Origin of the sequence: Synechococcus sp. JA-3-3Ab (assembly GCF_000013205.1) — a bacterium.
Taxonomy (GTDB): Bacteria; Cyanobacteriota; Cyanobacteriia; order Thermostichales; family Thermostichaceae; genus Thermostichus.
Map to the genome: position 1 here is coordinate 1,629,193 of NC_007775.1, position 22,760 is coordinate 1,651,952.

The following is a 22,760-nucleotide window of genomic DNA, read 5'->3' on the forward strand; positions in this document are numbered from 1 at the left end:
TATAGGGGCAACTGTTTGCGGGTTTGTAGCACTCGTTGGAGCGCTTACTTTTCCCATCCTTTCATGGCGTCGCTGGTCTCTCATTTTAGTAGCTATCTGCAGCCTTGTTAGCTCCTTAACCAACATTGAACTCGGCAGAGGAGAGGAGGAAGCTCCCTCAGGGGAAAGGTGGCGCATGGTAGCCCATCTCTACGAGGTAACTTTCTGGTTGGCATTGATCGTTTTCATCTTACTGGCATGAGGTTTTGCCGGCAGGTGAGCGGCTAGTTTATCGCCATTGTCTGGATGTTGTGTCGAGGTTGCTCTGGCTTGCCGGTTGTTTAGGTTGGGCACCGATTAGACCTGTGGGATCTGGAGATCGATACGAACCTAGCCGCAGTGAGGATCCCTCGCCCCCAGCCCCTCTCTCAAAGGGAGGGGGAAGTCAGGAATTGAAGGAATGAACGGTTTTACTGGTATTGAAAATAACCCAGCCGTTTTGCTTGTATCTTGTAACGATTTGGAGTAACGACAGCGGGCAACAGCGCGATTGGGCTCGATCAGTCCTTGCGAATCTTTGTATTCTTAGGGTCGGTAGGTTGGTTGCCGAGGGTGTGGGGAGTGGTCAAGCTCAGTTGTGGGACACACAGCCTGAAGGCATGGGTGATGGTCGGGTTGCTCGCCCTCCTGGTGCTGGGGGGACTGTGGCGGGTTGCTCCATCTCAGGCGCAGAATCTCCACCAACTGCAACAGCGGCAGCAACAGATCCAGCAACAAATCCGGGGCACCCAGCGACGCCTGGGAGAGCTGCGCCAAGCGGAAGAAGAAGCCCGTCGCCGCATGGGATCCCTGCGGCAAAACATCCAACAGACAGAAGCTAGCCTTCGCGACAACCAATATCGTCTGGAACAGGCCCAGAGGGCGCTAGAGCAAGCGCAGAAGGAGCTCCAAGAGCTGGAAGACCGCCTGAGACGGCAGCAGCAGGGCACGGCCGCCCGCTTGCGCTACATGCAGCGGCAGGGGGCGGAACATTGGTGGGCTTTGCTGCTCACCAGCCGCGACCTCAACGAGTTTTTCGATCGCCGCCACCAGTTGCAATTGCTAATCGAAGCCGACCGGCAGTTGATCCGAGAGCTGCAGGTGATGGCCAAGGAGGTGGATCAGCAGCGGATCGCCCTGGAAGCGCAGCGCAACGAGATTTCTTTAATCTTGCAGGAGCTGGCAGCCCAGAAAAACCAACTGCAGCAGCAGGCTGCCGCCCAAGAGCAACTGGTGGGCCGCCTGGCCAACGAGCGCGCCGCCTATGAAGCAGCCCAACGGCGTTTGGAAGCCGATTCCCAACAGTTGACCATCCTCATCCAGCAACTGATCGCCCAGCAGGCTCAGCAGCGGGGGGGCAGAGATCCGGTTCAGGGGACAGGCCGGTTGATCCCACCAGTGCGCGGGCCAATCACCAGCGGCTTCGGCTGGCGGGTTCACCCCATCTACGGAAGCCGCCGCTTCCATGCGGGGATCGACTTCGGTGTGCCCACCGGCACGCCAGTTCGGGCATCAGACCGGGGCACCGTCATCTACGCCGGCTGGTATGGCGGCTACGGCTACACGGTGATTGTCAACCACGGCGGCGGCATCACCACCCTGTACGCCCACAACAGCCGCGTCGCCGTTGGGGTGGGTCAGCAGGTACAGCGGGGGCAGGCCATTGCCGCTTCCGGCTCCACCGGCCTCTCCACCGGCCCCCACGTTCACTTCGAGGTGCGGGTCAACGGCCAGCCGGTGGATCCCCGCCGCTACCTTTGAAGCAGCGCATCTGTCGGCAACGGCTGCAGGGATCCCGCCTGCAAGATCCACCGCACATCGGCAATGGAGGATAGCTCCTCTGGGTCGTGGGAAACCACCAACACCGTCCAGGTGGATTTCAGCCGGGCCAGCAGCTCGATCAACTGCCGCCGCACCGACCAGTCCAGCCCTGCCGTCGGCTCGTCCAGCAGCAGTAGCAGCGGGCCGCGAATAAGCTGTACCGCCAGGGCCAAGCGCCGTTGTTGTCCGCCACTGAGATGGTTGGGGGAGGTGCACAGAGGGATCCCTTCCAATCCCACCTGTTTGAGAACGTTTTCAATCTCCTTTTGTTGCAGCTCCGGGTGGCCGAAGCGCATTTCCTCTAGCACCGTCAAGCCACAAAAGTGACGCTCCGGGAACTGAAACACCAGCCCCGCCATGCTGCGCAACTGCTGGGGGGAGAGCTCTGTTCCTCCCCAGGCAATCCGCCCGCGCGTGGGCCGCGCCAAGCCGGCCAAAATTTCCAGCAGGGTGCTCTTGCCGGCCCCACTTTTGCCCACGATCAGCCCCAACTGATTCAGGCCCAGCTCAAAGGAGAGATCCCGGAGAATCGGCTGAGGGAGGGTTGCCGGGTGGTAGCAGAGATCCTGAACCTGCAACATGAGCGGCGCCCCTGGGAAAGTTGTCGTTATTTTGGCACTGGAAAGCTCTGCCGGACAGCTACAACCATTCTTCTAGGCGCCCCAACTGATCCCGAAAGCCATAGGTGAGTTCGCGGTACCACTCCCGCAGCTCCAGTTGATCTACAGCTCGCCGCAAAGCCTCTTGGGAGCGCTCGATGGGGCGCAGAGCCGCAGACGGGATCCCTTCTTGAGCAGCCCATTGTTCAAACAGAGCCAGCTCCGTTTGCAAGTAGAGAATGAGGTTGGCCACATCCTGCGGGTGGGGGTAGCGGGTGGCATCTGGCATAAGACATCTCACCAGGGGAACTAGCTCCATTCTGGCCAAGAATCTGTCCCGCTGCCGCCTGAGGGCCCTATCCCCTCTCGCCTGCTTCTGTACTCTGGGCCGCAAAACGCAGATAATGCGGTGGGAAATGTTCACTGCCGTCGAGGGATCCATGAGCCAAAAGCTGCTGTTTGTGTGCCTGGGCAACATCTGCCGTTCTCCCGCTGCCGAAGGGATCACCAACCACCTGCTGCAGAGCAGCGGCCATGAGGGGGACATCCTCTGCGATTCGGCAGGTACAGCCGCCTACCACCTCGGCAGTCCCCCAGATCGCCGCATGCGACAAGTTGCCCAGCGCTATGGACTGGAGCTGCACGGCCAAGCCCGGCAAATACATCCTTTGGATCTGCGGGAGTTCGACCTGATCCTGGCCATGGATCGGCAAAATTACCGCGATATCCTCAGCCTCGATCCCCAGAGAAGATATGCCGACAAGGTACGCCTAATCTGTAGCTACTGTCGTTCTCACACCGATGAAGAAGTTCCGGATCCCTACTACGGGGGCGAGGCAGGGTTTCACTACGTGATCGAGCTGCTCTGGGACGCCTGCAGCGGCCTGCTGGAATCCCTGATCCCTGGGATCCAATGCCCGCCGCTGCCCAGCCGCACCTGAAAGTCATCGATCAAGAAAACAACTACCACCTGAGCAGGTTAAAGCTCTCCATGTCGATGGTGGCGCGGTTGCGGTAGATCCCCAACACAATGGCCAAGCCCACTGCCGCCTCGGCAGCCGCCACGGTGATGACAAATACCGAAAACACTTGGCCGCGAATCAAGCCCGAGTCGACAAAGTTGGAGAAAGCCATAAAGTTCAGGTTGACGGCGTTGAGCATCAGCTCAATCGACATCAACACCCGAATGGCGTTGCGACTGACGATCAAGCCGTAGATGCCGATGCAGAAAAGAATTGCCGCGACCACCAAGAAAAACTGCAGTTGCAACATCACAAGAGGCTCCACTGGATACAGATGAGAGGGGCATCAGGAAAACGCTGGGCTGTATGGCCGAGAGCAGGCAGCTTCAACGCGTGCTCACCAGCTCTGCTGGGCGTTCCGACTCCGATTCAAGCTGTGGCCGGGCCCGCTCCAGCAAGCTGAGATCCCCTTCTTGGGCTTGGGGAACGACAAACTCTCGACGCGCCAGCACAATGGCCCCGATCAACGCCATCAGCAGCAAAACAGAAGCCAACTCGAACGGCAACAGATAGTCGCTAAAGAAATGCCCACCCATCACCAAAGCACTGCTCGTGGGCTGGATCGGCTCCAACTGCCAGGGGGTATTCAGGGCCATTGCCGTCAGGAGGGCAAACAGCCCCAAACACACCGCCGCCGTCACCCCATTGCGCAGCCAGCCCAACTTCAAAGGAGCGAAAGTATAGCGCCGGTTCACCAGCATGATGGCGAACAGGATCAGCACGTTGACGGCGCCGACGTAGATCAACACCTGAGCTGCAGCCACAAAATCGGCATTCAAGAGGAGGTACAGCCCGGCCATGCTCAAGAAAACGCCCCCCAATAGAAAGCCGGAATAGACGATGTTGGGGGCCCAAACCACTCCCAGGGCAAAGCCGATGGCCATCGCCGAGAGCACCCCAAAGGTAACCAGTTGCACGCCTTCTGCAAGGGTCATGGGATCTTCGTCCTTAACAAATCGCTATCGCTGCTCCCTTACCACTGTACTGCCCTGGCGGACTGAGGAAAAGCCCAACTCCCTTGTTCAATCCATAGAGAAATCCCTAGAGTCAGGTCTCACCAACTGCCGCCCGCTCCGCCACCTCCGCTGCTGCCGCCCCCGAAGTCTGAATCTCCACCTGAATCTCCACCGAAGTCTGAATCTGTGTCTGTGTCGCTGAGCTCGGGGATGACCACCTCTCGCTCGCTGCGGTACCCGCAGATAGGACAGCTCAGGATTTCCAGCTTCAAGCCGCTAGAGGAATAGGTGGCTTCCCTGAGAACCTGGGTGGTGAGGTCGAGGGTGAGAGCTTGACACCGGGGGCAATAGAGGTGGCGATAAAATCCATTCTCGCGAACAACCACAGCTGCCCCCTGACAGCTAGGGCAAAACCAGCCGTAGTAGCTGGCTCTGCCCCGGCTTTTGGCTAAGCGATCTCCCGGGGAGAGGCACGTATCGAGAACTTGCGCCTGGATGGGGCGCATGGGTCGACCGCAGCTTTGGCAGACCACGGGCTGAAAGGGGATCCCACGCTTCCGGCCCAAGGTGCCGTCAGTGGCCAAAGCAGCCACAACCGGCAAAGCCAACCCCAGCCAAGTGCCGCTGGACAATCCTAGGAACAGGCCAAGGCAGAGGGATCCCGAATAGAGGAAGAGACGAATGGGGTCGCTCTGAACCGAAGAGAGCACAGCACCTGTTCTTGGATCTCTGCGTGTCAGGGAGAGGACTTGTCTTCCCCCTCGCTCAGCCCTTAGAGAGACGGGCATGCGAGAGCGCTGCCACCCCAGTCCCAAAAGGATGATCCCCAGCAGCAGCAGGATCCCTTCCACCAGGGAAGAATCAATGCCCTGGGCCACTGCCCCAGAAGAAGTTGCAATCGTTGAGGTGGTAACTTCAGAAGCTGCCGCAGGAACATTGGCAACGGGCTGGCCCTGCAACACCGAGGTCAACTGCCGCACCCCCGCCAGAGTGCCGCCATCAAAATCCCCATTGCGAAACCGAGGCAGGATCTGCTGGTCGATAATCTGCTGGACTCGGCTGTCGGGGAGGATAGCGACCAGGCCCCTGCCCGTTTCGATTTCCACCCGCCGATCCCCTACCGAGATGAGAAACAAAACCCCGTTGTTTTGGCCTGCCTTGCCGATCCCCCAGTAGTTAAATAGCTGCGTGGTGAAGTCTTTTGGTGTTGCATATCCCTGAGTATTCGGCACGGTAACCACTGCCATCTCGGCACTGGTGCGCTGCTCAAGCTGAGTGATAAGACGGTTGAGCTCGTTTTCGGTGCTGCTGCTGAGGATGTTGGCGGTATCGGAAACCCACCCTCCATACTGACGGCGGGGGTTGGGCACTTGTTCAAGGGTAATGGCCCAAGCGGGCTGCGGCAGCAGGGATACAACTAGCAAAACTGCCGCCCAAACTTTCGGCATGGCTTACCTGGCTGAGCGCTGCCTAGGTTCTAGCACAGCTGTCTCGGCTAGACTGGCAGTCCTTTTCCCAGGGAGAGAGGGGAGTTGGGGAACGGTTGAGACAAGCCGCTTCTTGTTGCTAGTAATTGTTAACAGCAACCGGCCCTCAGTCCGGCCAAGGGAGCCAGGCTTCTTCTTGCCATTCCACCTCAAAGCACTCCTGGGCCATGCGGAGAAAATGCTCAATCAACTCAGGGATCCCTGGCGCCCTTGGGCAAAGGTCGTACACGCCAATCACCTGCGAGCCGGGCAGATACCGTTCCCACAGCTCTAGATTGGGCCGCAACAGGAGGGATCCCTGTTGCAGGATCCCCCAGGGTTGCCACAGTTGGGCGTTGCCCATCAGCTTTTTGCGCTGCCAGCTTAGATCGGCACGGGTACGGGCGGCAAAGCAACTGATTTTGTTGCGGTAGCCCCGATCCTGGCCACCTTGGCCGCGGACAGAAGCGGGAGCATCCACCTCAATGCCCAGCGCCGCCAGCCCCTCTACCCAAAAACGGCAGCAGAAGTCGTACACCTGGGCTCGCCGCAAATTGGGCAGCCGAGCTTGGAGGTAAGAGAGGGGCAACACCAAGCTGTAGGTCAGCTCTGCTGCATCTTCCGCCGCCTGGTGCAACACCGCCCGTCCTCCGGTGGGCCGGCGCACCATCGGGATCCCTGGCGGCAGATCTGGCCAGGCCTGGTGACGTCCCAGAGAGAGGGTAAGCCGATCCCAGCCGTAAAAGCGCAAACAGGGCCTGGGATCCTGGCGCAGCCGCTGCAAAAGCCAAAAGTCCTGCTCCATCTGCCAGCCGCCAGCGGCCACGCGATAGGGCAGCCAAGAGCCCTGGGATCCCATCAAGCTTTGGGAAACTCAGCCTGGAGCTGCTCATCGTACTCATCGGCCAAGCTGGCCACAAGGGTGATGGCGCGCGAGATCTCGCCAGCGCTGAGCCCTTCCAGAGTGCGGTGGTGGTTTAGCACCACTTGGTTGTTCCAGATGCAAAAACGGGCTTCCAGAGTTTCGCTCCAGTTTTTCTCCAGCAGCTTCTGCATGAGCTTAGCCGGCTCCGCCACCGGCAGAGAGAGCACGGGAGACCACACCAACAGGGTATCTTCGGGGGATTCGCCGCTCAGGTGGACGAACACTTCCACGCTGCCGTAGGTGAATTTCCAGGTGTGGCCCTGCTCGTGGTTCTCGTAGGCGGCATCTTCTTTGAGGCTGGAAACTACTGCTGAGACAACTTCAACGTAGCGAGGGGGCTCTTCCATCAGGCCTGGAAAACCTTCTGGAGAACGGTCGATGAGCGGCTCGCTGTAGACCATGGTCTTTCCCCTACTCCCTGTCTAACCACCTTAACTATACTGCCTAGCCCTCCCACCTACCTGCCATGCTGCCGGATCCGGCTCAGGCCAGAATAGAACTGTTCGCGGTTGGGAAGGTTACCTATGCCCCAGCCTGACGTTCAAGGACGCACCCTCGCTTATGAGGCGGGCGCCAACCTGCGCCAGGTGCTGCTGCAAGCCGGGATCCCGCTCTACAACCCGCCGGCTCCTATCCTCAACTGCCGCGGTCTGGGCACCTGTGCCGTACAAATCGTAAGGGGCTGTTTCCCCTATGGGCTGGCGAGAACGGGCCCGCCTGTCTTTGCCACCCCACCAACTCCCGTCCACGGCGGCGGCCCAGGACGGCAACGGGCTGCGCTTGGCCTGTCAGGTGCAGGTGCTGGGAGATCTCAAAGTCACCAAATGGCCAGGCCTGTGGGGACAGCGGATCCCGCCCGCCTCTCAAACCTGAGGATTCTCAAAAACCTAAGGGAAGCCCTATGGAAACTCCATCCCACCCCTCCCAAAAGGCTGTCGGCATTTTGGGGGCCCTGCCGGAAGAAGTGGCCATGCTCACCCAAGCAATGGAGATCAACTCTGTCCATACCCATCTGGGGCGGCAGTTCCATCAGGGATCCCTGGCCGGACAGCCGGTGGTGGTAGTTCAAGGGGGGGTGGGCAAGGTGCGAGCGGCAACTACGGCAGCCCTGTTGGTGGCCCACTTCCCTTTGCGGGGCATTATCTTTACCGGCGTGGCCGGCGCCTTGGCCGATCACCTGCAGATGGGGGATGTGGTGCTGGCCCATGCCGCCATCGAGCACGATTTCGGCACCGGACGGCCCGAAGGCTTTGTCTTGGGGATCGACTTTATCCCTGAGTTGCGCCATCCTCTAGCGGAGGCCGATAGTGCCCTTTACGACCTGATCGTGGCCCAAGGGGAGCGGATCCCTCTTCACCCGCTGCAGGGGCGGCAGCCGGTCATCCACCAAGGCCTGGTGGCCACGGGCGATGTATTTGTGGCCGACGCCAAGCTCCGGCATCAAATTCGCGAGCGCACCGGAGCCCTGGTCGTGGAAATGGAAGGAGCGGCGGTGGTACGGGTGGCGCAAGAAGCTGGGATCCCTTGTCTGCTGGTGCGATCGGTCAGCGATGTAGGAAGCGATACCGATTTTCTAACTTTTTTTCAGACAGCGGCTCTCAACTCGGCAGCGGTGGTTCACAGCGTTTTGCAAAGCTTGCCTCCTCCCCTCTGACTCTGGACAAAAGCGGACTTTTGCTCCAGGTTGAGGCTTTCTTCCCGCTCCTACTAGGCTTAGCTAATCCACATGAAGGCAGAAAGGTGCGTTGGCGAGGTTGCCCGGTGTGCCCCAAAGTGGCCTCCGGCCCGCTACGCGAACGGATGGAGTTCAAGTCGAGGACTAGAGGAAAGCCCTCATCAATCTAGCCGTGGGGAGGAAGCGCCGCCCGCTAACAGAAGTTACTAATCCTACTCCGGTGCAAGTGGCCAAGATAGAAGCCACCTAGTAGGCTTAAGAACCTCGCACCGCTAGCGCAAATGCTACTTTCTTCCCGGGAGCAGTTTCCCTGTTCGCGCCGGCGAGACGGAGCCCTTAACCTTTAGCCCTGGGGTAGCTTACCGCCAGAAAAAAGCTTTGGCCCCTGCCTTTAGACAGGGGCTCTCTCTAAGCTAAGTCGGAGCGAAAGGATTTGAACCTTCGACCCCCACTACCCCAAAGTGGTGCGCTACCAAGCTGCGCTACGCCCCGACGCACCTAAGCCAGAGAAAATCTCTGGAGGTGCTTTACCAGTTTAGCTTCTAGAACCGGATCCCGGCAAGTGCAAGGCCTTGGTTACCGGATCCTGTAGAACACATGCTAGCATAGCTGAGCTGTCAAAATACCACACGCCCGAACTACCGGGTGTCCTCAACGGGGATCCGTTCGGGCGGAGGCTAACCCGTAGGAGATAACCAACTCATGAGCGTAGTCAGTTTGCCTCAACTGCTGGAGGCAGGGGTACACTTCGGCCACAAGGCCAGCCGCTGGAACCCCAAGATGCGGCCCTACATTTTCGCCGAGCGCAACGGCATTCACATCATCGACCTGGTGCAGACGGCCCGTTACCTCAACGAAGCCTATGAATACGTGCGGGAGGGGGCCGAAAAGGGGTGGCGTTTCCTGTTTGTCGGCACCAAACGGCAAGCCGCCGGGATCATCGCCCATGAGGCCACTCGCTGTGGCAGCTACTACGTCAACCAGCGCTGGCTGGGGGGCATGCTCACCAACTGGGCCACCATCAAAACCCGCATCGACCGCCTCAAGGAAATCGAGGAGATGCAGAGCAGCGGCCTGCTGGATCGCCTGCCTAAGCAAGAAGCGGCCCGCCTAAAACGGGAATTGGCCAAGTTGGAGAAGTACTTGGGCGGCATCAAAACTATGCGCAAGCTCCCCGACGCGGTAATCATCGTCGATCAGCGGCGGGAGGCCAACGCCGTTCAGGAATGTATCAAGCTCAAGATTCCGATCATCTCGCTGCTGGATACCAACTGCGATCCTGACCTGAGCGATGTCTTCATCCCCTCTAACGACGACGCCATCCGAGCGATTAAGCTGATTGTAGGCAAGCTGGCCGATGCCATCTACGAAGGGCGACATGGGCAGCTCGACACAGTCGAAGAGGATGAGTACGACTACGAGGGGGCCATGGACATGGATCTAGAGGATGACATTCTGGAAGATGTGGAGGATGAAGAGGAGGGGGATCCCGAGCAGGGAGAGTAACCCTTGGGCCGAGGGTGGGGATCCTGGGTGGTTCGAGTTGCTCCCTGTCCATCCTTTCTCCAGAAGCCTGTATCCTTAAAATCCAGATTCATCCTTTGTTCTGCTCCTGCCTATCCTCTGCATCCGGTCACATCCTTTCTGCCTCTTTGTACGATGTGAGATTTGAGGAACCCTCATGAGTATTGATGCCAAATTGGTCAAAGAGCTGCGCGAAAAGACGGGCGCAGGCATGATGGACTGTAAAAAAGCCCTGGAAGAGTCCGGTGGCGATATGGAGAAAGCCATCACCTGGCTGCGGCAGAAAGGGTTGGCAGGGGCAGCCAAAAAGGCCAGTCGCGTGGCGGCTGAGGGGGTTGTCGATAGCTACATCCACTTCGGCAACCGGATCGGTGTGTTGGTGGAGGTGAACTGCGAGACGGATTTTGTGGCCCGCAACGAAGACTTTAAGAAGCTGGTGCAAGATATTGCCAAGCAGATTGCCGCCTGCCAAAGCGTGGAGTACGTCAGCATTGACCAGATCCCTCCCGAAGTGGTGGAGCGGGAAAGGGCCATCGAGATGGGCAAAGAGGATCTGGCCAGCAAGCCTGAAAACGTGCGGGAAAAGATCGTGCAGGGCCGCATCGAGAAGCGCCTGAAAGAGCTGTCCTTGATGGATCAGCCCTTTATTAAAGATTCCTCGATTACCGTAGAGGAATTGGTGAAGCAGCACATTGCCAAGCTAGGGGAAAACATCCGGGTGCGGCGGTTTGCCCGCTTCGTCTTGGGAGAAGGGATCGAGAAACAAGAAGCGGATTTTGCCGCTGAGGTGGCCGCTCAGGCCGGTCTCAAGCCAGCACAGCCAGCGCAAGTGGCAGAAGTTGCAGCCGCTCCTCCCGCAGAACCTGTGGCTGACCAACCTGCTGCCGAACCTCCAGCAGAGTCCGTTGCCCCAGAACCCGTCGTCGCAGAATCTGCTGACGCAGAGCCAGCGCCTGCTGCTGAGGGCAAGCCCTCCAAAAAGGGCTCCACCAAGAAGAAGAAATAAGCCCATTCCACGCTGCGGATGGATCCCTGAATTCACCCCGATTGGTGGAAGCAGCCTACTCGGTGGGCCTCTCCACCCTGAGGGGGGCTGGCTAGGTGGTGACTTCCTCACGGGAAGCGTCCTGGGAGGGTATTTGGGGCTTTCCTCCCTTTTTGCCTTGGCACGGCAAAGTGTGAACTGAAGAACAGCTCTTTTGATTGCTGGCCATGAGCTACCTTTTGCGCAATGTGCTGATTCCCACCGCCACCGGCTACGAGACTACAGATGTCCGCATTGAAGGGGAGCGGATCGCTGCCATCGGCAAAGAGCTGGCGGCAGTGGGCCCAGATGGCGTAGAGCTCGATGCCCACAACAAGCTTTTGTTGCCCGGCTTTGTCAACGCTCACACCCACTCTTCGGAGCTGTGGCAAAGAGGGATCATCCCGCCCTACCCGCTGGAGCTGTGGCTGGCACAACTGCACGAGTACGCGCCCCCGGATCCAGAAAAGATTTATCTCAGCGCCCTGGCGACAGCGGTGGAAACCTTGCTCAGTGGCGGCACGACCGTAGTGGATCACCTAATCCTCATCCCTGGCCAGGAGCTGGCCACCCTCGAGGCGGCGGTGCGGGCCTACCGAGAAGTCGGGATCCGCGCTTTCATCGGCCCCCTGCTCCAGGATCAAGCCCTCTCTCAGGGGTTGCCCAGCGGCTCCTTTTCGGATCGGGAGCTGGAAACCTATCCTCTCTCCACAGCGGAGGTGTTGGCCATTGTGGAAGAGGCAGTGCAGCGCTTTCACCGGCCAGAGGAGGGCATCACGCTGATGGTGGCCCCCACCGGCATCCAACTCTGTTCTGACAAGCTGTTTGAGGGCTGCGCGGAGTTGAGCCAGAAGTATGGCCTCCCCCGCCATGCCCACCTGCTGGAAACCCGCGCCCAGCAGAGATTGGCCCAGGAAAAGTACGGCTGCAGCGCAGTCGAGCACCTGGAGCGCTTGGGCTACCTAGACCGGAGAACCTCGCTGGCCCACTGCGTCTGGCTTACCGATGCCGATATCGAGATCTTGGCCCGCACCGGCTCTACGGTTGTCCACAACCCCTTGAGCAACCTGCGCCTGGGCAGCGGCATCGCCCCCATCCTCAAGTACCGGCAGGCGGGGGTGAACGTGGCCTTCGGCTGCGATGGGTCAGCCAGCAATGACTCCCAGGATCTCCTGGAGGCCATTAAAATCGGCACCATCCTGCACAACATTACGGATCCCGACTACCGCCACTGGATCTCGCCGCGGGAGAGCATCGAGATGGCCTCTCGCGGTGGGGCCATTGGTCTAGGGCTGGGAGAGGAGCTGGGATCCCTGGAGGTGGGCAAGCAGGCGGATCTGGTGCTTTACGACCTCACCCAACTATCGCTGTTGCCCCGCACGGATCCCATTGGTCTACTGGTGCTGGGCCGGCCCACCCAGGTGGTGCACAGCGTCTGGGTCAGGGGGAAGCGGGTGGTGGCCAACGGCGAGGTAACGACGGTGGATGTGGCCAAGCTGCGGCAGGAGCTGTTCGCTCACAGCACCTGGGATCCCTTCCGTCGCTCGCAGCAGGGAGCACTGGAGGCCCGCTACCGCCAGGTGATGGGTCTGCCAGAATAGCCCTAGAATTGTCGGGGCCGACCGTGGGAGCAGCAGCCGATTGGGCCAGAGCCACCGAGCAGGTGAAGCGGCAGGCGCTGGCGCTGGGCTTTGACAAAGTCGGCATTGCCAGCGCGGCGGATCCCCCTGACTTGACGAGCTTGCGGGCCTGGCTGGCCGCGGGCATGGCCGCCGACATGGCCTGGATGGCCGATCCCCGGCGAATGGATCCAGAGCGGGTGCTGCCGGGAGTACAATCTCTGGTCTGTGTGGCCCTCAACTACTACACCCCCACCTGCCACAGCCGGGATCCAGCTAAAGGCAAGATCTCCCGCTACGCGTGGGGGCGGGACTACCACCGCGTGTTGGGACGGCGGCTGAAGCAGCTCCACCTCTGGATGCAGGCCCAGTTTCCGGACTACCGCGGTCGATTCTACGTCGATACCGGCCCAGTGGCGGAAAAGCCCTGGGCCATGCAGGCGGGCTTGGGCTGGATCGGAAAAAACGGCCTCTTGCTTACCCGCGAATACGGCTCCTGGGTATTTCTGGGGGTAATCCTGACCACTCTCCCGTTGATCCCCGACCGGCCCCACACCGCCCACTGTGGCACCTGTAGCCGCTGTCTGGAGGCCTGCCCCACCCAGGCCATCGTCAGCCCAGGGGTGGTGGATTCCCGCCGCTGCATTGCCTACCACACCTTGGAAAGCCACGCCGAGCAGATCCCTGCCGAGATCGCCCAGAACCTACACAACTGGGTGGCCGGCTGCGACATCTGCCAAGAGGTCTGCCCTTGGAACCAGCGCTTTGCCCGGCCCAGCCGGATCCCCGATTTTCAGCCTTACCCTTGGAATGTTGCCCCCGATCTCCAAGAACTGGCGCGGATTGGCGACGAGGAGTTCGACCGCAGGTTTCCCGCCTCTGCCCTGCGCCGCCTCAAGGCCCACCGGCTGCGCCGCAACGCCAAAGCCGCTCTCAGCGGCCATTCGGGCTCCACAGCCCACAGCAACGATTTGGAAGCCCATACTCCCGTTCCTCACCCTGAAGCGCTCCGCGCCGCTGACGCGAACGGGTAGAGGGCGGGCTTCATGGCTTACGCCACGCTTCGCGAACAGGGATCCCTGCTATCGCAGCGGGCGTTTCCTGAGCTTTAAGAACGGGATGCCCCACCGCTCTGGATTTGATTCCCCTCGCCAAGTTGTGATCCCGTGACAGGCTTAGCCCGCAGTAGGGGCAATCGTGCCACCTTTCGTGGAGTTTTTTGGGAACCACCTGACCACACCCAGAACACTCTTGACTCATGCCGTTTGGATTCCCTGCAATCGTCAACAGCCCAGCTCTTTCAGTCGTCCACGCCCTAGCACCCCCTATTGGCTTCCCCTCTTCTCAGACCCTAACCCTGCCTGGATAACGATTACGAAGACTATTACCCCAGCTACCGGCACAACCTACTGCAATCCGGGTGGAAACCCCTGTACCGCCATTTCGATGCCGAGTATTCCTGTGCGGGATCCCTGGGCGTTGGCCGAAAAATTTTTGGAGATGTGTGCAGCGATATTGCCAATGCGGTAGGACGTAGAGAGTACAGCGCGCTTCTCAACTTTCAGAGAATACCTGTTACAAGATCGAAGGGTTTTGGAATAGCGTCACTCCACCTCTGCCCAGCCCCGACCATACAGTATTTCATGATCAGCTCTCCACGCAGACGCCGATTCAGCAGCAGGTGAGCCGGGATCAAGTTCCCATCGATGACGTTTTAAGGCGCCTGCAGGAAATGACCGTTCTCAGAGTTTTAGCGCATCTGGGGCGACTGGTGCAGTTGGCGCAATTCCATATGGAGCGCTACTTCTACCATCCAGTCGAGCGGTTCAGCAGTTGGGAGGAAATCAGCAGCCTGGGCACCACCTATGCCTTCTGACCGGAGCCGCAGATTTGGCTACAAGTTCAGGCCACCTATCACAACTGCCGCCGCTACACCCTGCTGGGCGTGGCTCTCAGGCCCTTGTTCGCAAGGTTACTTACAATCTGGCAGTGATGGTGAGCGGCTACCAAAGCCGGATCGGGCAAATCCACAGCCCCTATCCAATCAGTTCTTTTCCCACCGAAATTCAGGCCTTTGCAGCTTCTACAGCAGGAGCGATTGGCGGTCTTGGTGCACGGGATCCCGGGTACGGGCAAAACGGGATGGACGCAGGCAGTGACCCACGAGCTGCTGGGGCCCCTGCGCTATGCGGTGCTCATCTTGGATCACGAAGCCGTGCAGGAGTTCATCGCGCCCCCCTACCTGGAGGGGGTCTGCCTGATCATCAACGAAGCCGATCACCTCGCCCAAGACCGAGCCAGCGAGGTAGCCCAGCAGAGCACCAAAACCGAACGCATCCTCAGCCTGTTAGATGGCACCCTTCACCAAAGCGTGCTCGCTCCCGATTATCTCGACTGCGAGCAGAGCATGACTCTAGTCAATGATATGCTGGACTATACTGAAAATAATGTACAGTATGTTCAGTATGGCTGCTTGGCATGGCTAGATATGTAAAACCGAGAGAAGCGGCGGATTATTTTGGGGTGTGTCTCCACACCTTGAGGCGATGGGAACAGAAGGGCTGGATCCATGCAGTACGTACACCATCTGGTAGAGCGAGAAGGTATAACCTCGACAGCTACATTGGCCTCCGGCCCGCTGACGCGAACAGAGCACCCAAGAAGGACAAACGAGTCGTTTTGTACGCCCGAGTCAGCAGTCGAGGGCAGAAACCAGACTTGGAGAGACAGATTGCAAGACTGGTTAACCTCTATCCTGGAGCCGAAGTGGTCGGAGAGGTTGGCGGCGGTCTCAACTTCAAAAGACCAAAGTTCCTTGCCTTATTGGAACGAGTTCGTGCGGGAGATGTCGGAACAATTGTGGTCGCTCACCGGGATCGACTCTGCCGGTTTGGATTTGAGTTCGTTGAGTGGTACTGCCGTCAATACGGGTGCGAAATCTTGGTTCTCGATGACGATCACCTTTCTCCCCAACAGGAACTGGTTGAGGATATCCTCACCATCCTGCACTGCTTCAGCAGTCGGCTCTACGGACTCAGAAAATACCGGGCTGCAATCGAGAAAGATACGGATTTATCCGGAGCCAGCGCTGGCTAAAGTTTGGAAGCGGTGGCAAGCGGCGTGCCGGTACTGCTACAACCAAGCGATTGCCTATCAGCGTCAGCATGGTGCCCCAAAAACGGCCAGAAAGCTGCGGCACATCATCCTGCGCTCCGACCTGCCCGGGTGGGTGAAGGACGCCCCCTGCCACATCAAGCAGAACGCGGTCGTCGAGGCGTGGTTGGCGTTTCGCCGAAGCAAAGACGCGAGGTTTCGCAGTGTGCGGGACAGGTCGCATACGCTGCAATTCAACGCCGGCAACTTTCGCAATGGGACGTGGTATCCGAAACTCACCCGAGGTTTGGCGTTCCGTGCATCCGAGGAGATGCCCAGAGAATGGGCACGTGGAACTGAGCTAATGCGGGTGAAAGACAGATGGTATGCCATCTTTCCTGAGCCCGTGAACGAGCAGTGTTCGTTAGCAAAGGGGGTTGTTGCGCTTGACCCTGGAGTAAGAAGCTTCCTTACAGGGTTTGATGGGGCGGGCTTTGTAGATATCGCCAAGGGGGACTTTGGCAGGATCGTTCGGCTGTGCTACCACCTAGACGATCTGCAATCTAGGCTGAGTAAAGCACCGAGACCCAAGCGTAGGCGAATGCGGCAAGCGGCGTTTCGTCTGCGGGAGAGAATCAGGAACTTGGTGGACGAGTGCCATCGCAAGGTAGCGGCGTTCCTAACGGATAACTACCGATTGATATTCCTCCCCACTTTCGAGTCAGCCAAGATGGTTGCCAAGGCAGGGAGGAAGTTTGGTAGCAAGACAGCAAGGGCGATGCTCACCTGGGCGCACTATCGGTTCAAGCAGTTCCTGAAGTTTCAAGCCAAGAAGAAAAACGTGGTTGTCGTGGAAGTATCGGAAGCGTACACCAGCAAAACCTGTACCAAGTGCGGGCACATCCACACCAAGTTGGGTGGCGCAAAGGTGTTTAGATGCCCAAAGTGCAACCATAGGCTACCACGAGATTGGCAAGGCGCTCTGGGTGTTATGCTCAGGGCTTTGCGGGATACCGCCTTTCTGTTTGGACTCCGTCCGAGTAGCGCGGTCGCGTCAGCATCGCGTAGTAACAACGGAAACGGACAGAATGCTATCGCTTCACCGCTGAGCAGTAATGCTCAGCAGTGTTCAGCGTAAATGTATCAGGTTGGTGGTGTTAATGACCTGCAACACGACCGAGCGCCTGGAGCCGGCCGTTTTGCGCCAAGTGCGGGTGGACTTGGTGCAGGAGTTTACCCACCGGTTTGCTCGAGCTGCTATCGGCAGCCACCTGTTCTCCTCTCCGGACAGGTCAGGGGAGCAACTGAGGCCAATCTTCGATTTGGGTCAGGCTGGGGTGGGCTAGGTAGCCCGCAGTTGAACCGGCATGACCAAATAGCAGAGGCGCGTCGCTCCAATCGGCTTCCAGATGGCTGGCTGGGTAGCGCCGTTCAGCTCCAGGCTCACCTGCTGTGTATGAAACACCTTAAGGGCCTCCAGCAGGTAGCGCACATTAAAAGCCAGCTCCAGGTCAGGGCCGGACATCTGTACCGGCAGAGATTCCTCGCCGCTGCCCACATCGGGCGCCTCGGTGCTGATGCGTAGGGTTTGGGTTGCCTCAGAAAGGTTGAACTTGATGATCTCGTTCCGCTGGGCAGCAAACACCCCCACTCGCTCCAAGGACTCGATCAAAGGCCTACGCTCCAGGGTTACATGCCGCTCAAATTGCCGGGGGATCAGGCGGTTGTAGTCGGGGTACTGGCCCTCCAAAAGGCGGCTGGTAATCCGCTGCTGGCACTGAGCGCTGCCGGCGCCAGGGGGCAAAATAAATTGCACCTGCGACCGGTCAAACCGCAGTTCCACCGCGGAGGCGGCCGTCTGGGCGCCGAGGATGCGCTCCACCTCTCGTAGAGTCCGAGCGGGAATGGTGAAATCCAGCTTCGTCCCCCCAGCCGCCAAATCAACTGGGATCCCTTCCGCCTCCACCTGAACTATCGCCAGGCGATGTCCATCGGTGGCCGCAAACTCCAGCCGCGGCGGATCCCCGGTCAAGAGCTTGACATGTACACCCGTAAGCACTTGCTTGGTGTCATCACCGGAAGCGGCAAAGAGGGTTTGGCCAATCCCTTGCAGCAGGCTCTCGATGGGCAGCTCAAGGATCTGGGCGGCTAAGCTCTCCTCCTCAGCATCGGCATCGGCAGTACGGGGCGCTATCTCGGGCAAGGTGGGATACTCTTCCGCAGGCATGCCGCGTAGCTGGTACTGGCCGGCGGCCGATGTAAGGGTCACGGCAGCGCTCTCCGGCACTTGGCTGAGGCCGATCGGGCCGCTAGGCAAACGGCTGACGATGTCGCTGAGCAGCTTGGCCGGCAGAGTGGTGCGACCGGATCCCTTCACCTCGGCCTCGAACTCGCTGCGAATGCCCAAGTTCAAGTCAAAGGCCGTCAGGGCAACCCGCTGTGCCTCTGCACTTGCCTCTACCAGCACGTTGGCCAAAACTGGCAGGGCAGGACGGCTGGCAACGGCTCGGCTAACTGCAGCAAGGTGGTGGCTGAGCTCAGCTTGCTCACAGGTGAAGCAAAGACAACCGGCAGGTAGGTCGACAGCCTTGCCGAAGGACTCTGTCCTGTTGACGGGGAAGGGATCCCCAGACCTGCCGTCGCGCGGGGCAGACGCGGGCGATCCGGTTTCGACTTCCCAATCCGCAGGACGTTGAGCTTGCACCATCAGGGGACTTGCGAGCTGAATACGCCTATCCTACACCGCCTGCTTCCCACGGATCCCTCCCTGCCCAGACGAGTTTTGCAAAAAATTTTCCTCGCGCGCGCAGGATAAAGTTAAAAATCACGATCCCTACCCAATTTAATTTTTTAATCTAGTAGTAGTAGGGGCTGTGGAAACTGTGGAAATTGATCGGAAAAACCTTGCGCCACAAGCTTTTGATCGTATTCCCCACCTGTGGAAAAACTGTGGATAACTTGGCCAACTTTCCACAAGGTATAAATACTCTGTGGATAACTCGGGAGGTTTTTCCACAAGTTTTCCACAGATTTTTGAAGTTTTCCACAAGTTTTCCACAGGCTGAGGGGGATGAAAATGTTGCTATTCCCTGACAAATTTATAAAACTTAACGTACGACCAGTGTGGGATGCTCTAATCTAGTGGTTCGTTGCTCTAGATGTGGTCTGGGGATCCCATGAAGGCTGGGGGCGGCCTTCGGGGGATTTCCACAGGTTTTCCACAGGCTGCTCGGGAAAACCGTGGCAGCCTGCGGGAGGCTGGCCAGGCCCGCCAGACCAAAAGCTCGCATCGAGCTCAGGTGCGGCTGAAGCTGCTGACCGCGAGCTTCTGTTTGGCATGGTTACTGTCATTTCGGCCTCAGCCGGAGCAGTTTGCTTATGCTCAACTGCCCATAGCAAGTCAGGGTCGCTTCTCCAGAAGCGTGGATGCCTTGTTTCAAGATGAAAACGACCGTTTGCAAACGGCGGTCAAAGACCGATTGGCTACCGCCCAGCCGTCAGGGTAAAAGGATCCCCCACTCAATTTCAGGTAGTCTCTTCAAATTGCTCTTCGTTTGAGTCTTCAGTTACTTCTTCCGGTTGCAGCGGTGCCTCTTGGCAGCGCTCCATGGCCTGAAGCAGAAGGGCTTCCCCTTCTTGCAAGGTTTCGATGCGACAGAGAAGGGCGCGAAACTGAGAGGCGCCGGCAAAATCCTTGATGTACCAGGTCATGTGCTTGCGGGCCTGACGGATGCCACGTTCTCCCTTATACTCCCAGAGGCCCCGCAAGTGTTCTAAAGCCATTTGAATCCGATCCAGGGGGGTAGGAGCCGGCCTTTCTTGGCCGGTTTTCAGGAAGTGATCGATTTGCCCCACCAGGAAGGGGTAGCCCATCGTGCCGCGGGAGCACATCACCCCGTCGGCTCCGGTCTCCTCCAGACACTTTACCGCTGCATCAGTCGAGAAAATATCGCCGTTGGCGATCACCGGAATGCGTAAGTGCTCTTTGACCCGGCGGATCCAATCCCAGCGAGCCTTGCCGCTAAAGCCCTGGGCGCGTGTGCGGCCATGCAAAGTAAGCAGTTGCGCTCCAGCCTCCTGCAGCCGATGGGCAAAATCCAGAATGTTGATCTCCTGATCTGACCAGCCCAGGCGAGTTTTCACTGTAACAGGTACAGGTACAGCCTTGGCCACCGCTTCCACAATCCGGGCTGCCGTGTCCGGCTCCCGCAGCAGGGCAGAGCCGCCGCCGTTTCTGGTAATCTTGTTTACTGGGCAGCCCATGTTGATATCCACCAAGGTCGCCCCCTCATCCACGGCCATGCGAGCCGCTTCGGCCAAAAAGTGGGGCCGGCAGTCGAACAACTGGATGCCGATGGGCTGTTCTCCTTCACCCACTTCCATAATGCGGGGCAGCTCGCGGGCATAGTGCAACCCGGTGGCGTTCACCATCTCGGTGTAGACCAGGCTTTGCGGGCCAAAGCGGCGTACCAACCCCCGAAACACTTTGTCGGTTACGCCTGACAGGGGTGCCTGAAAGACACGACTAAAAACCTTTACCCCCCCAATCTCAAGGGGCTGGGCCATTCGAGCTTGCAATTGCGGCGAAAGCTGCAGGCTCATCGGGATCCGGAGAAAGCAGACAGCAACTTACCCTTCTTTGTTGACAAAGTAGAGAAGGCCTAGGATGCGCGCTTGTTTGATGGCTTTGGAGACTTGCCGCTGCTGCTTGGCAGTCAGCCCCGTGATGCGGCGGGGCAGGATCTTGCCGCGCTCGGTTACAAATTTCTTGAGCAGCTCAACATCGGTGTATTTGATCGGCTCTCCCGGTTTGATGGGAGACAGGCGGCGACGAGCGTAAACCATAGGTCAGGAGAACGGTAAAGCGTCTTGAACTATTTGATCTCTTTATGGACGGTGTGGCGGTTGCACTTGGGGCAGAATTTCTTCAGCTCCAAGCGGGCCGTGGTGTTACGGCGATTTTTGGTGGTGGTGTAGCGGTTTACCCCCGGAGAACGTTTGTTGACGTTGGTGCGGCACTCCGTACATTCCAGGGTAATGATGATGCGGGCACCCTTTGCTTTGGCCATAGTGGATCCCAAGATGGAGGTGAAAGTCGGCTCGAGATCCCCAAAACCCCAGCCAACGAGGTTGGAGATGGGCTACCTCGCAAGCGCGATCACCAATTATCCAACTTTTCTTTGACGGAATCAACCCAGTTTTTGACTTGCCTGCCGGTTTGTTGGCGGAGGGCGCGGGTGTTCCGATCCACGTCCCTGCTCAGGCGCTGCATCTGTCTGGAAAGATCGCGCACAGTTTCGTTGCGCTGAGCTTTGCGCAACAGGTCGCGAGCAGCGGACTTGACGTCTTCGGCGGCTTCTCCCTCCAGAATTTCCTGCAGCAGCCGCAGGGCTTTTTCATCCAGGTGGTAGCCTCGCTCCGATTCCACCACCAGGGTGCGTCCGGCGCGGTCGTGGATGCTCTGGCGTTTTTCTTTATCGAAAAGGGCGAACAGGCCATCGGCAGCCAAAGGCACCAGCAGGGCTTCCGTGAGGATAAACAGCGAGAGCACCCCTTCGCGGGCCAGGGAGCGCACCAGATGGGGTGAGGCCTCGGTTTCGGGATCCAGGGTTTTGAGGTTCAGCAGCCATTTGCCGAGGCTTTGGCCGGCGGGGCGGGATTGGAAGTAGCCGCGGTTCACCAACCAGGTGGCAAAAAAGGCGATGTAGCCGGTCATATCCACGGCGCCCGCATCGGCTCCCACCAGGGAAGCCAGGCCCTGCGCCAGGTAGGAGACCCCCAGCCCCAGCCCAAAATCCAGGGCAAAGGCTCCGATCCGTTTGCCCCAGGGGGCCAGTTTGGGCAGGGTTTCCTCAGCCTGGGGGACGCTGGCTGCTTGAGAAGCCGGTCGCTCGGCTTGCACAGGAGGCAGAGAGGTGGCGGGGGGCAAGGCGCTGAAGGCCTGCCACTCGCTGGCGTTTTGCTCCAGTTGCTCGGTTTTGGGCCGTTCGGGATAGGGTCTGGGATCCGTCATCGCAGGTTGAGGCTGTCGGTCCTATCATTCTAGCTAGCAAGGCAGGTCTAGACTCCCACCGGCAGGGGAGCGGGGCTGCGGCGCGGGATCTCGTAGGTCATCCGATCCCGGGCCAGGATGGTGTTGGGAAAAATGGCCCGGGCTTCGGCCAGCAGGTCTTCCAAAGTGATAGGGCCCTCTGAGGTGTAGCGGGGGCTGAAGTGGGTGAGGATGAGGGTCTGGGCCTTGGCTTCGGCGGCCACCCGCGCGGCCATGGCGGCGGTGGAGTGCTTGGCGCGCTCGGCTAGCTCCCGATCCGCTTCGGCGTAGGTGGCCTCGTGGATGACCAGATCGGCGGCGCGAGAGAGATCGACGGCGTTGCGGCAGAAGATGGTGTCGGTGCAGTAGGAGAACTTGCGCCCTGGGATCGGAGCCCCTACGTAATCTCGCCCGTGGAACCAGCGGCCTTGCCAGAGGATGGATTGGCCGGCCTTGAGCTGCCCGTAGAGAGGGCCGGGCGGGATCCCGTCTGCCTGGGCTTTGGCCACGTCGAAGGTGCCGGGCCGGTCTTGCTCCACCACGCGGTAGCCGAAGGCAGGCACCCGGTGATCCAGGGGGGCGCAGAAGACCCAGTACTCGGGATCCTGAAGAATGAGCCCTGTTTCGACGGTGTGAACCCGGAAGGAATAGGGAATTCGGCTCTCGCTGTAGCGCAGCACCGTCTTCAGGTACTCTTCCAGGCCGGGGGGGCCATAGATGTCGATGTGTTGGGGGGTGCTGCCCAGGCCGCAGGAGGCCAACAGCCCTGGCAGGCCGTAGATGTGATCCCCGTGCATGTGGGTGATGAAAATGCGGCGCAACTGGCTGGGGCGCAGCTCGTCTAGCCGCAGCAGTTGGTGTTGGGTGCCCTCGCCACAGTCAAACAGCCACCATTCTGACCGCTGCGGAAACTGCACCGCCACGCCCGAGACATTGCGCTGGCGGGTGGGCATGCCGGAGCTGGTGCCCAGAAAGGTAACACGAATG

Annotated in this window: 26 protein-coding genes, 1 tRNA gene and 1 pseudogene; 13 read left to right on the plus strand and 15 right to left on the minus strand. The window is 59.2% G+C overall.

Translation table 11 applies throughout. From position 1 onward, the window contains the following. The first annotated feature begins 645 nt into the window (after nt 1–645). Nucleotides 646–1,779 (plus strand): murein hydrolase activator EnvC family protein, encoded by a 1,134-nt coding sequence (locus CYA_RS07675; RefSeq protein WP_071813517.1) that lies wholly within the window; start codon nt 646–648, stop codon nt 1,777–1,779. Here the strand turns inward: CYA_RS07675 and CYA_RS07680 are convergent. Continuing rightward, nucleotides 1,770–2,420: an ABC transporter ATP-binding protein gene (locus tag CYA_RS07680; protein WP_011430465.1), complete on the minus strand. Its 651-nt coding sequence runs from the start codon at nt 2,418–2,420 to the stop codon at nt 1,770–1,772. The two genes, CYA_RS07675 and CYA_RS07680, sit on opposite strands and share 10 nt — an antisense overlap. Nucleotides 2,421–2,478: 58 nt before the next feature. Then, a complete protein-coding gene (locus tag CYA_RS07685; RefSeq protein ID WP_011430466.1) occupies nt 2,479–2,727 on the minus strand; it encodes a hypothetical protein in 249 nt (82 codons plus the stop codon). Between the two features lie 151 nt (nt 2,728–2,878). Between CYA_RS07685 and CYA_RS07690 the strand changes: the two genes are divergently transcribed. Beyond that, on the plus strand, nt 2,879–3,379 hold the full coding sequence (locus CYA_RS07690; protein WP_011430467.1) for a low molecular weight protein-tyrosine-phosphatase: 501 nt from the start codon (nt 2,879–2,881) through the stop codon (nt 3,377–3,379). A 22-nt stretch (nt 3,380–3,401) separates the two neighbouring features. On the opposite strand, the gene nuoK is transcribed toward CYA_RS07690, so the two are convergent. The 5 genes from nuoK to CYA_RS07715 form a co-directional block, all read right to left on the minus strand. After that, nucleotides 3,402–3,707: an NADH-quinone oxidoreductase subunit NuoK gene (gene nuoK / locus CYA_RS07695; RefSeq protein WP_041439067.1), complete on the minus strand. Its 306-nt coding sequence runs from the start codon at nt 3,705–3,707 to the stop codon at nt 3,402–3,404. Nucleotides 3,708–3,786: 79 nt separating this feature from the next. After that, nucleotides 3,787–4,395, minus strand: a complete 609-nt coding sequence (locus CYA_RS07700) for an NADH-quinone oxidoreductase subunit J (protein ID WP_011430469.1) — start codon at nt 4,393–4,395, stop codon at nt 3,787–3,789. Nucleotides 4,396–4,514: 119 nt separating this feature from the next. After that, the gene (locus CYA_RS13775) at nt 4,515–5,864 is read right to left on the minus strand and encodes a TPM domain-containing protein (RefSeq protein ID WP_099834875.1); all 1,350 of its coding nucleotides are present in this window, start codon (nt 5,862–5,864) and stop codon (nt 4,515–4,517) included. 145 nt (nt 5,865–6,009) lie between these two features. Beyond that, the gene (locus tag CYA_RS07710; protein WP_011430471.1) at nt 6,010–6,741 is read right to left on the minus strand and encodes a lipoyl protein ligase domain-containing protein; all 732 of its coding nucleotides are present in this window, start codon (nt 6,739–6,741) and stop codon (nt 6,010–6,012) included. Next, nucleotides 6,741–7,208: a YbjN domain-containing protein gene (locus CYA_RS07715; RefSeq protein WP_011430472.1), complete on the minus strand. Its 468-nt coding sequence runs from the start codon at nt 7,206–7,208 to the stop codon at nt 6,741–6,743. Before CYA_RS07715 ends, CYA_RS07710 begins: the two co-directional genes overlap by 1 nt. A gap of 292 nt (nt 7,209–7,500) precedes the next feature. Here CYA_RS07715 and CYA_RS15745 point away from each other — a divergent pair, with 292 nt between their 5' ends. Together CYA_RS15745 and CYA_RS07725 are read left to right on the plus strand one after the other, a co-directional pair. Then, nucleotides 7,501–7,680: a hypothetical protein gene (locus tag CYA_RS15745; RefSeq protein ID WP_346426259.1), complete on the plus strand. Its 180-nt coding sequence runs from the start codon at nt 7,501–7,503 to the stop codon at nt 7,678–7,680. A gap of 28 nt (nt 7,681–7,708) precedes the next feature. Further along, nucleotides 7,709–8,461: a 5'-methylthioadenosine/adenosylhomocysteine nucleosidase gene (locus tag CYA_RS07725; protein ID WP_011430473.1), complete on the plus strand. Its 753-nt coding sequence runs from the start codon at nt 7,709–7,711 to the stop codon at nt 8,459–8,461. Nucleotides 8,462–8,900: 439 nt separating this feature from the next. On the opposite strand, the gene CYA_RS07730 is transcribed toward CYA_RS07725, so the two are convergent. Then, nucleotides 8,901–8,974: transfer RNA gene (locus CYA_RS07730), tRNA-Pro, on the minus strand. A 210-nt stretch (nt 8,975–9,184) separates the two neighbouring features. Here CYA_RS07730 and rpsB point away from each other — a divergent pair. From rpsB to queG, 4 genes and pseudogenes are all read left to right on the plus strand, one after another. Then, nucleotides 9,185–9,988, plus strand: coding sequence for a 30S ribosomal protein S2 (gene rpsB / locus CYA_RS07735; protein WP_011430474.1), 804 nt, complete (start codon nt 9,185–9,187; stop codon nt 9,986–9,988). Between the two features lie 175 nt (nt 9,989–10,163). After that, nucleotides 10,164–10,808: pseudogene (tsf, locus tag CYA_RS07740) on the plus strand (translation elongation factor Ts); the annotation flags it as partial. Nucleotides 10,809–11,218: 410 nt separating this feature from the next. Further along, nucleotides 11,219–12,631 carry an amidohydrolase gene (locus CYA_RS07745; RefSeq protein ID WP_011430476.1) on the plus strand — a complete coding sequence of 471 codons (1,413 nt, stop codon included), beginning with the start codon at nt 11,219–11,221 and terminating at the stop codon, nt 12,629–12,631. Between the two features lie 23 nt (nt 12,632–12,654). Continuing rightward, nucleotides 12,655–13,683: a tRNA epoxyqueuosine(34) reductase QueG gene (gene queG / locus CYA_RS07750; protein ID WP_011430477.1), complete on the plus strand. Its 1,029-nt coding sequence runs from the start codon at nt 12,655–12,657 to the stop codon at nt 13,681–13,683. Between the two features lie 10 nt (nt 13,684–13,693). Here queG and CYA_RS14135 read toward each other — a convergent pair whose 3' ends face one another. Continuing rightward, the gene (locus CYA_RS14135; protein WP_206336883.1) at nt 13,694–13,978 is read right to left on the minus strand and encodes a zinc ribbon domain-containing protein; all 285 of its coding nucleotides are present in this window, start codon (nt 13,976–13,978) and stop codon (nt 13,694–13,696) included. A gap of 403 nt (nt 13,979–14,381) precedes the next feature. Here CYA_RS14135 and CYA_RS15075 point away from each other — a divergent pair, with 403 nt between their 5' ends. From CYA_RS15075 to CYA_RS07765, 5 genes are all read left to right on the plus strand, one after another. Further along, a complete protein-coding gene (locus CYA_RS15075; protein ID WP_168175288.1) occupies nt 14,382–14,525 on the plus strand; it encodes a hypothetical protein in 144 nt (47 codons plus the stop codon). Between the two features lie 222 nt (nt 14,526–14,747). Further along, nucleotides 14,748–15,143, plus strand: a complete 396-nt coding sequence (locus tag CYA_RS13785) for an AAA family ATPase (RefSeq protein ID WP_049749755.1) — start codon at nt 14,748–14,750, stop codon at nt 15,141–15,143. Continuing rightward, nucleotides 15,128–15,745: an IS607-like element ISSoc2 family transposase gene (locus tag CYA_RS14140; protein ID WP_011430480.1), complete on the plus strand. Its 618-nt coding sequence runs from the start codon at nt 15,128–15,130 to the stop codon at nt 15,743–15,745. The genes CYA_RS13785 and CYA_RS14140 overlap by 16 nt, the downstream gene beginning before the upstream one ends. Beyond that, nucleotides 15,633–16,880 carry an RNA-guided endonuclease InsQ/TnpB family protein gene (locus tag CYA_RS07760; protein WP_148203191.1) on the plus strand — a complete coding sequence of 416 codons (1,248 nt, stop codon included), beginning with the start codon at nt 15,633–15,635 and terminating at the stop codon, nt 16,878–16,880. The genes CYA_RS14140 and CYA_RS07760 overlap by 113 nt, the downstream gene beginning before the upstream one ends. Before the next feature lie 22 nt (nt 16,881–16,902). Next, nucleotides 16,903–17,088, plus strand: coding sequence for a hypothetical protein (locus tag CYA_RS07765; protein WP_041438376.1), 186 nt, complete (start codon nt 16,903–16,905; stop codon nt 17,086–17,088). On the opposite strand, the gene dnaN is transcribed toward CYA_RS07765, so the two are convergent. The 6 genes from dnaN to rnz all read right to left on the minus strand — a co-directional run bounded on the left by dnaN (nt 17,085) and on the right by rnz (nt 22,759). After that, complete coding sequence (dnaN, locus tag CYA_RS07770) at nt 17,085–18,449, minus strand: DNA polymerase III subunit beta (RefSeq protein WP_011430482.1); 1,365 nt, start codon at nt 18,447–18,449, stop codon at nt 17,085–17,087. The two genes, CYA_RS07765 and dnaN, sit on opposite strands and share 4 nt — an antisense overlap. 818 nt (nt 18,450–19,267) lie before the next feature. Further along, on the minus strand, nt 19,268–20,344 hold the full coding sequence (gene dusB, locus CYA_RS07780; protein ID WP_041438379.1) for a tRNA dihydrouridine synthase DusB: 1,077 nt from the start codon (nt 20,342–20,344) through the stop codon (nt 19,268–19,270). Between the two features lie 27 nt (nt 20,345–20,371). Continuing rightward, complete coding sequence (rpsR, locus tag CYA_RS07785; protein WP_011430485.1) at nt 20,372–20,587, minus strand: 30S ribosomal protein S18; 216 nt, start codon at nt 20,585–20,587, stop codon at nt 20,372–20,374. 29 nt (nt 20,588–20,616) lie between these two features. Further along, nucleotides 20,617–20,811 carry a 50S ribosomal protein L33 gene (gene rpmG, locus CYA_RS07790; protein ID WP_011430486.1) on the minus strand — a complete coding sequence of 65 codons (195 nt, stop codon included), beginning with the start codon at nt 20,809–20,811 and terminating at the stop codon, nt 20,617–20,619. An 89-nt stretch (nt 20,812–20,900) separates the two neighbouring features. Then, a complete protein-coding gene (locus tag CYA_RS07795) occupies nt 20,901–21,755 on the minus strand; it encodes an RDD family protein (RefSeq protein ID WP_228375219.1) in 855 nt (284 codons plus the stop codon). 47 nt (nt 21,756–21,802) lie between these two features. Then, complete coding sequence (gene rnz, locus CYA_RS07800; RefSeq protein ID WP_041439069.1) at nt 21,803–22,759, minus strand: ribonuclease Z; 957 nt, start codon at nt 22,757–22,759, stop codon at nt 21,803–21,805. Between the last annotated feature and the right edge of the window lies 1 nt (nt 22,760).

What these genes read in the sequence shown, in the direction of transcription:
- CYA_RS07675 (WP_071813517.1), top strand. Translation starts at nt 646, where the DNA reads ATGGTCGGGTTGCTCGCCCTCCTGGTGCTGGGGGGACTGTGGCGGGTT.
- CYA_RS07680 (WP_011430465.1), bottom strand. Translation starts at nt 2,420, where the DNA reads ATGTTGCAGGTTCAGGATCTCTGCTACCACCCGGCAACCCTCCCTCAG.
- CYA_RS07685 (WP_011430466.1), bottom strand. Translation starts at nt 2,727, where the DNA reads ATGCCAGATGCCACCCGCTACCCCCACCCGCAGGATGTGGCCAACCTC.
- CYA_RS07690 (WP_011430467.1), top strand. Translation starts at nt 2,879, where the DNA reads ATGAGCCAAAAGCTGCTGTTTGTGTGCCTGGGCAACATCTGCCGTTCT.
- CYA_RS07700 (WP_011430469.1), bottom strand. Translation starts at nt 4,395, where the DNA reads ATGACCCTTGCAGAAGGCGTGCAACTGGTTACCTTTGGGGTGCTCTCG.
- CYA_RS13775 (WP_099834875.1), bottom strand. Translation starts at nt 5,864, where the DNA reads ATGCCGAAAGTTTGGGCGGCAGTTTTGCTAGTTGTATCCCTGCTGCCG.
- CYA_RS07710 (WP_011430471.1), bottom strand. Translation starts at nt 6,741, where the DNA reads ATGGGATCCCAGGGCTCTTGGCTGCCCTATCGCGTGGCCGCTGGCGGC.
- CYA_RS07715 (WP_011430472.1), bottom strand. Translation starts at nt 7,208, where the DNA reads ATGGTCTACAGCGAGCCGCTCATCGACCGTTCTCCAGAAGGTTTTCCA.
- CYA_RS15745 (WP_346426259.1), top strand. Translation starts at nt 7,501, where the DNA reads ATGGGCTGGCGAGAACGGGCCCGCCTGTCTTTGCCACCCCACCAACTC.
- CYA_RS07725 (WP_011430473.1), top strand. Translation starts at nt 7,709, where the DNA reads ATGGAAACTCCATCCCACCCCTCCCAAAAGGCTGTCGGCATTTTGGGG.
- rpsB (WP_011430474.1), top strand. Translation starts at nt 9,185, where the DNA reads ATGAGCGTAGTCAGTTTGCCTCAACTGCTGGAGGCAGGGGTACACTTC.
- CYA_RS07745 (WP_011430476.1), top strand. Translation starts at nt 11,219, where the DNA reads ATGAGCTACCTTTTGCGCAATGTGCTGATTCCCACCGCCACCGGCTAC.
- CYA_RS15075 (WP_168175288.1), top strand. Translation starts at nt 14,382, where the DNA reads ATGACCGTTCTCAGAGTTTTAGCGCATCTGGGGCGACTGGTGCAGTTG.
- CYA_RS14140 (WP_011430480.1), top strand. Translation starts at nt 15,128, where the DNA reads ATGGCTAGATATGTAAAACCGAGAGAAGCGGCGGATTATTTTGGGGTG.
- CYA_RS07765 (WP_041438376.1), top strand. Translation starts at nt 16,903, where the DNA reads ATGACCTGCAACACGACCGAGCGCCTGGAGCCGGCCGTTTTGCGCCAA.
- dnaN (WP_011430482.1), bottom strand. Translation starts at nt 18,449, where the DNA reads ATGGTGCAAGCTCAACGTCCTGCGGATTGGGAAGTCGAAACCGGATCG.
- dusB (WP_041438379.1), bottom strand. Translation starts at nt 20,344, where the DNA reads ATGAGCCTGCAGCTTTCGCCGCAATTGCAAGCTCGAATGGCCCAGCCC.
- rpsR (WP_011430485.1), bottom strand. Translation starts at nt 20,587, where the DNA reads ATGGTTTACGCTCGTCGCCGCCTGTCTCCCATCAAACCGGGAGAGCCG.
- rpmG (WP_011430486.1), bottom strand. Translation starts at nt 20,811, where the DNA reads ATGGCCAAAGCAAAGGGTGCCCGCATCATCATTACCCTGGAATGTACG.
- CYA_RS07795 (WP_228375219.1), bottom strand. Translation starts at nt 21,755, where the DNA reads ATGACGGATCCCAGACCCTATCCCGAACGGCCCAAAACCGAGCAACTG.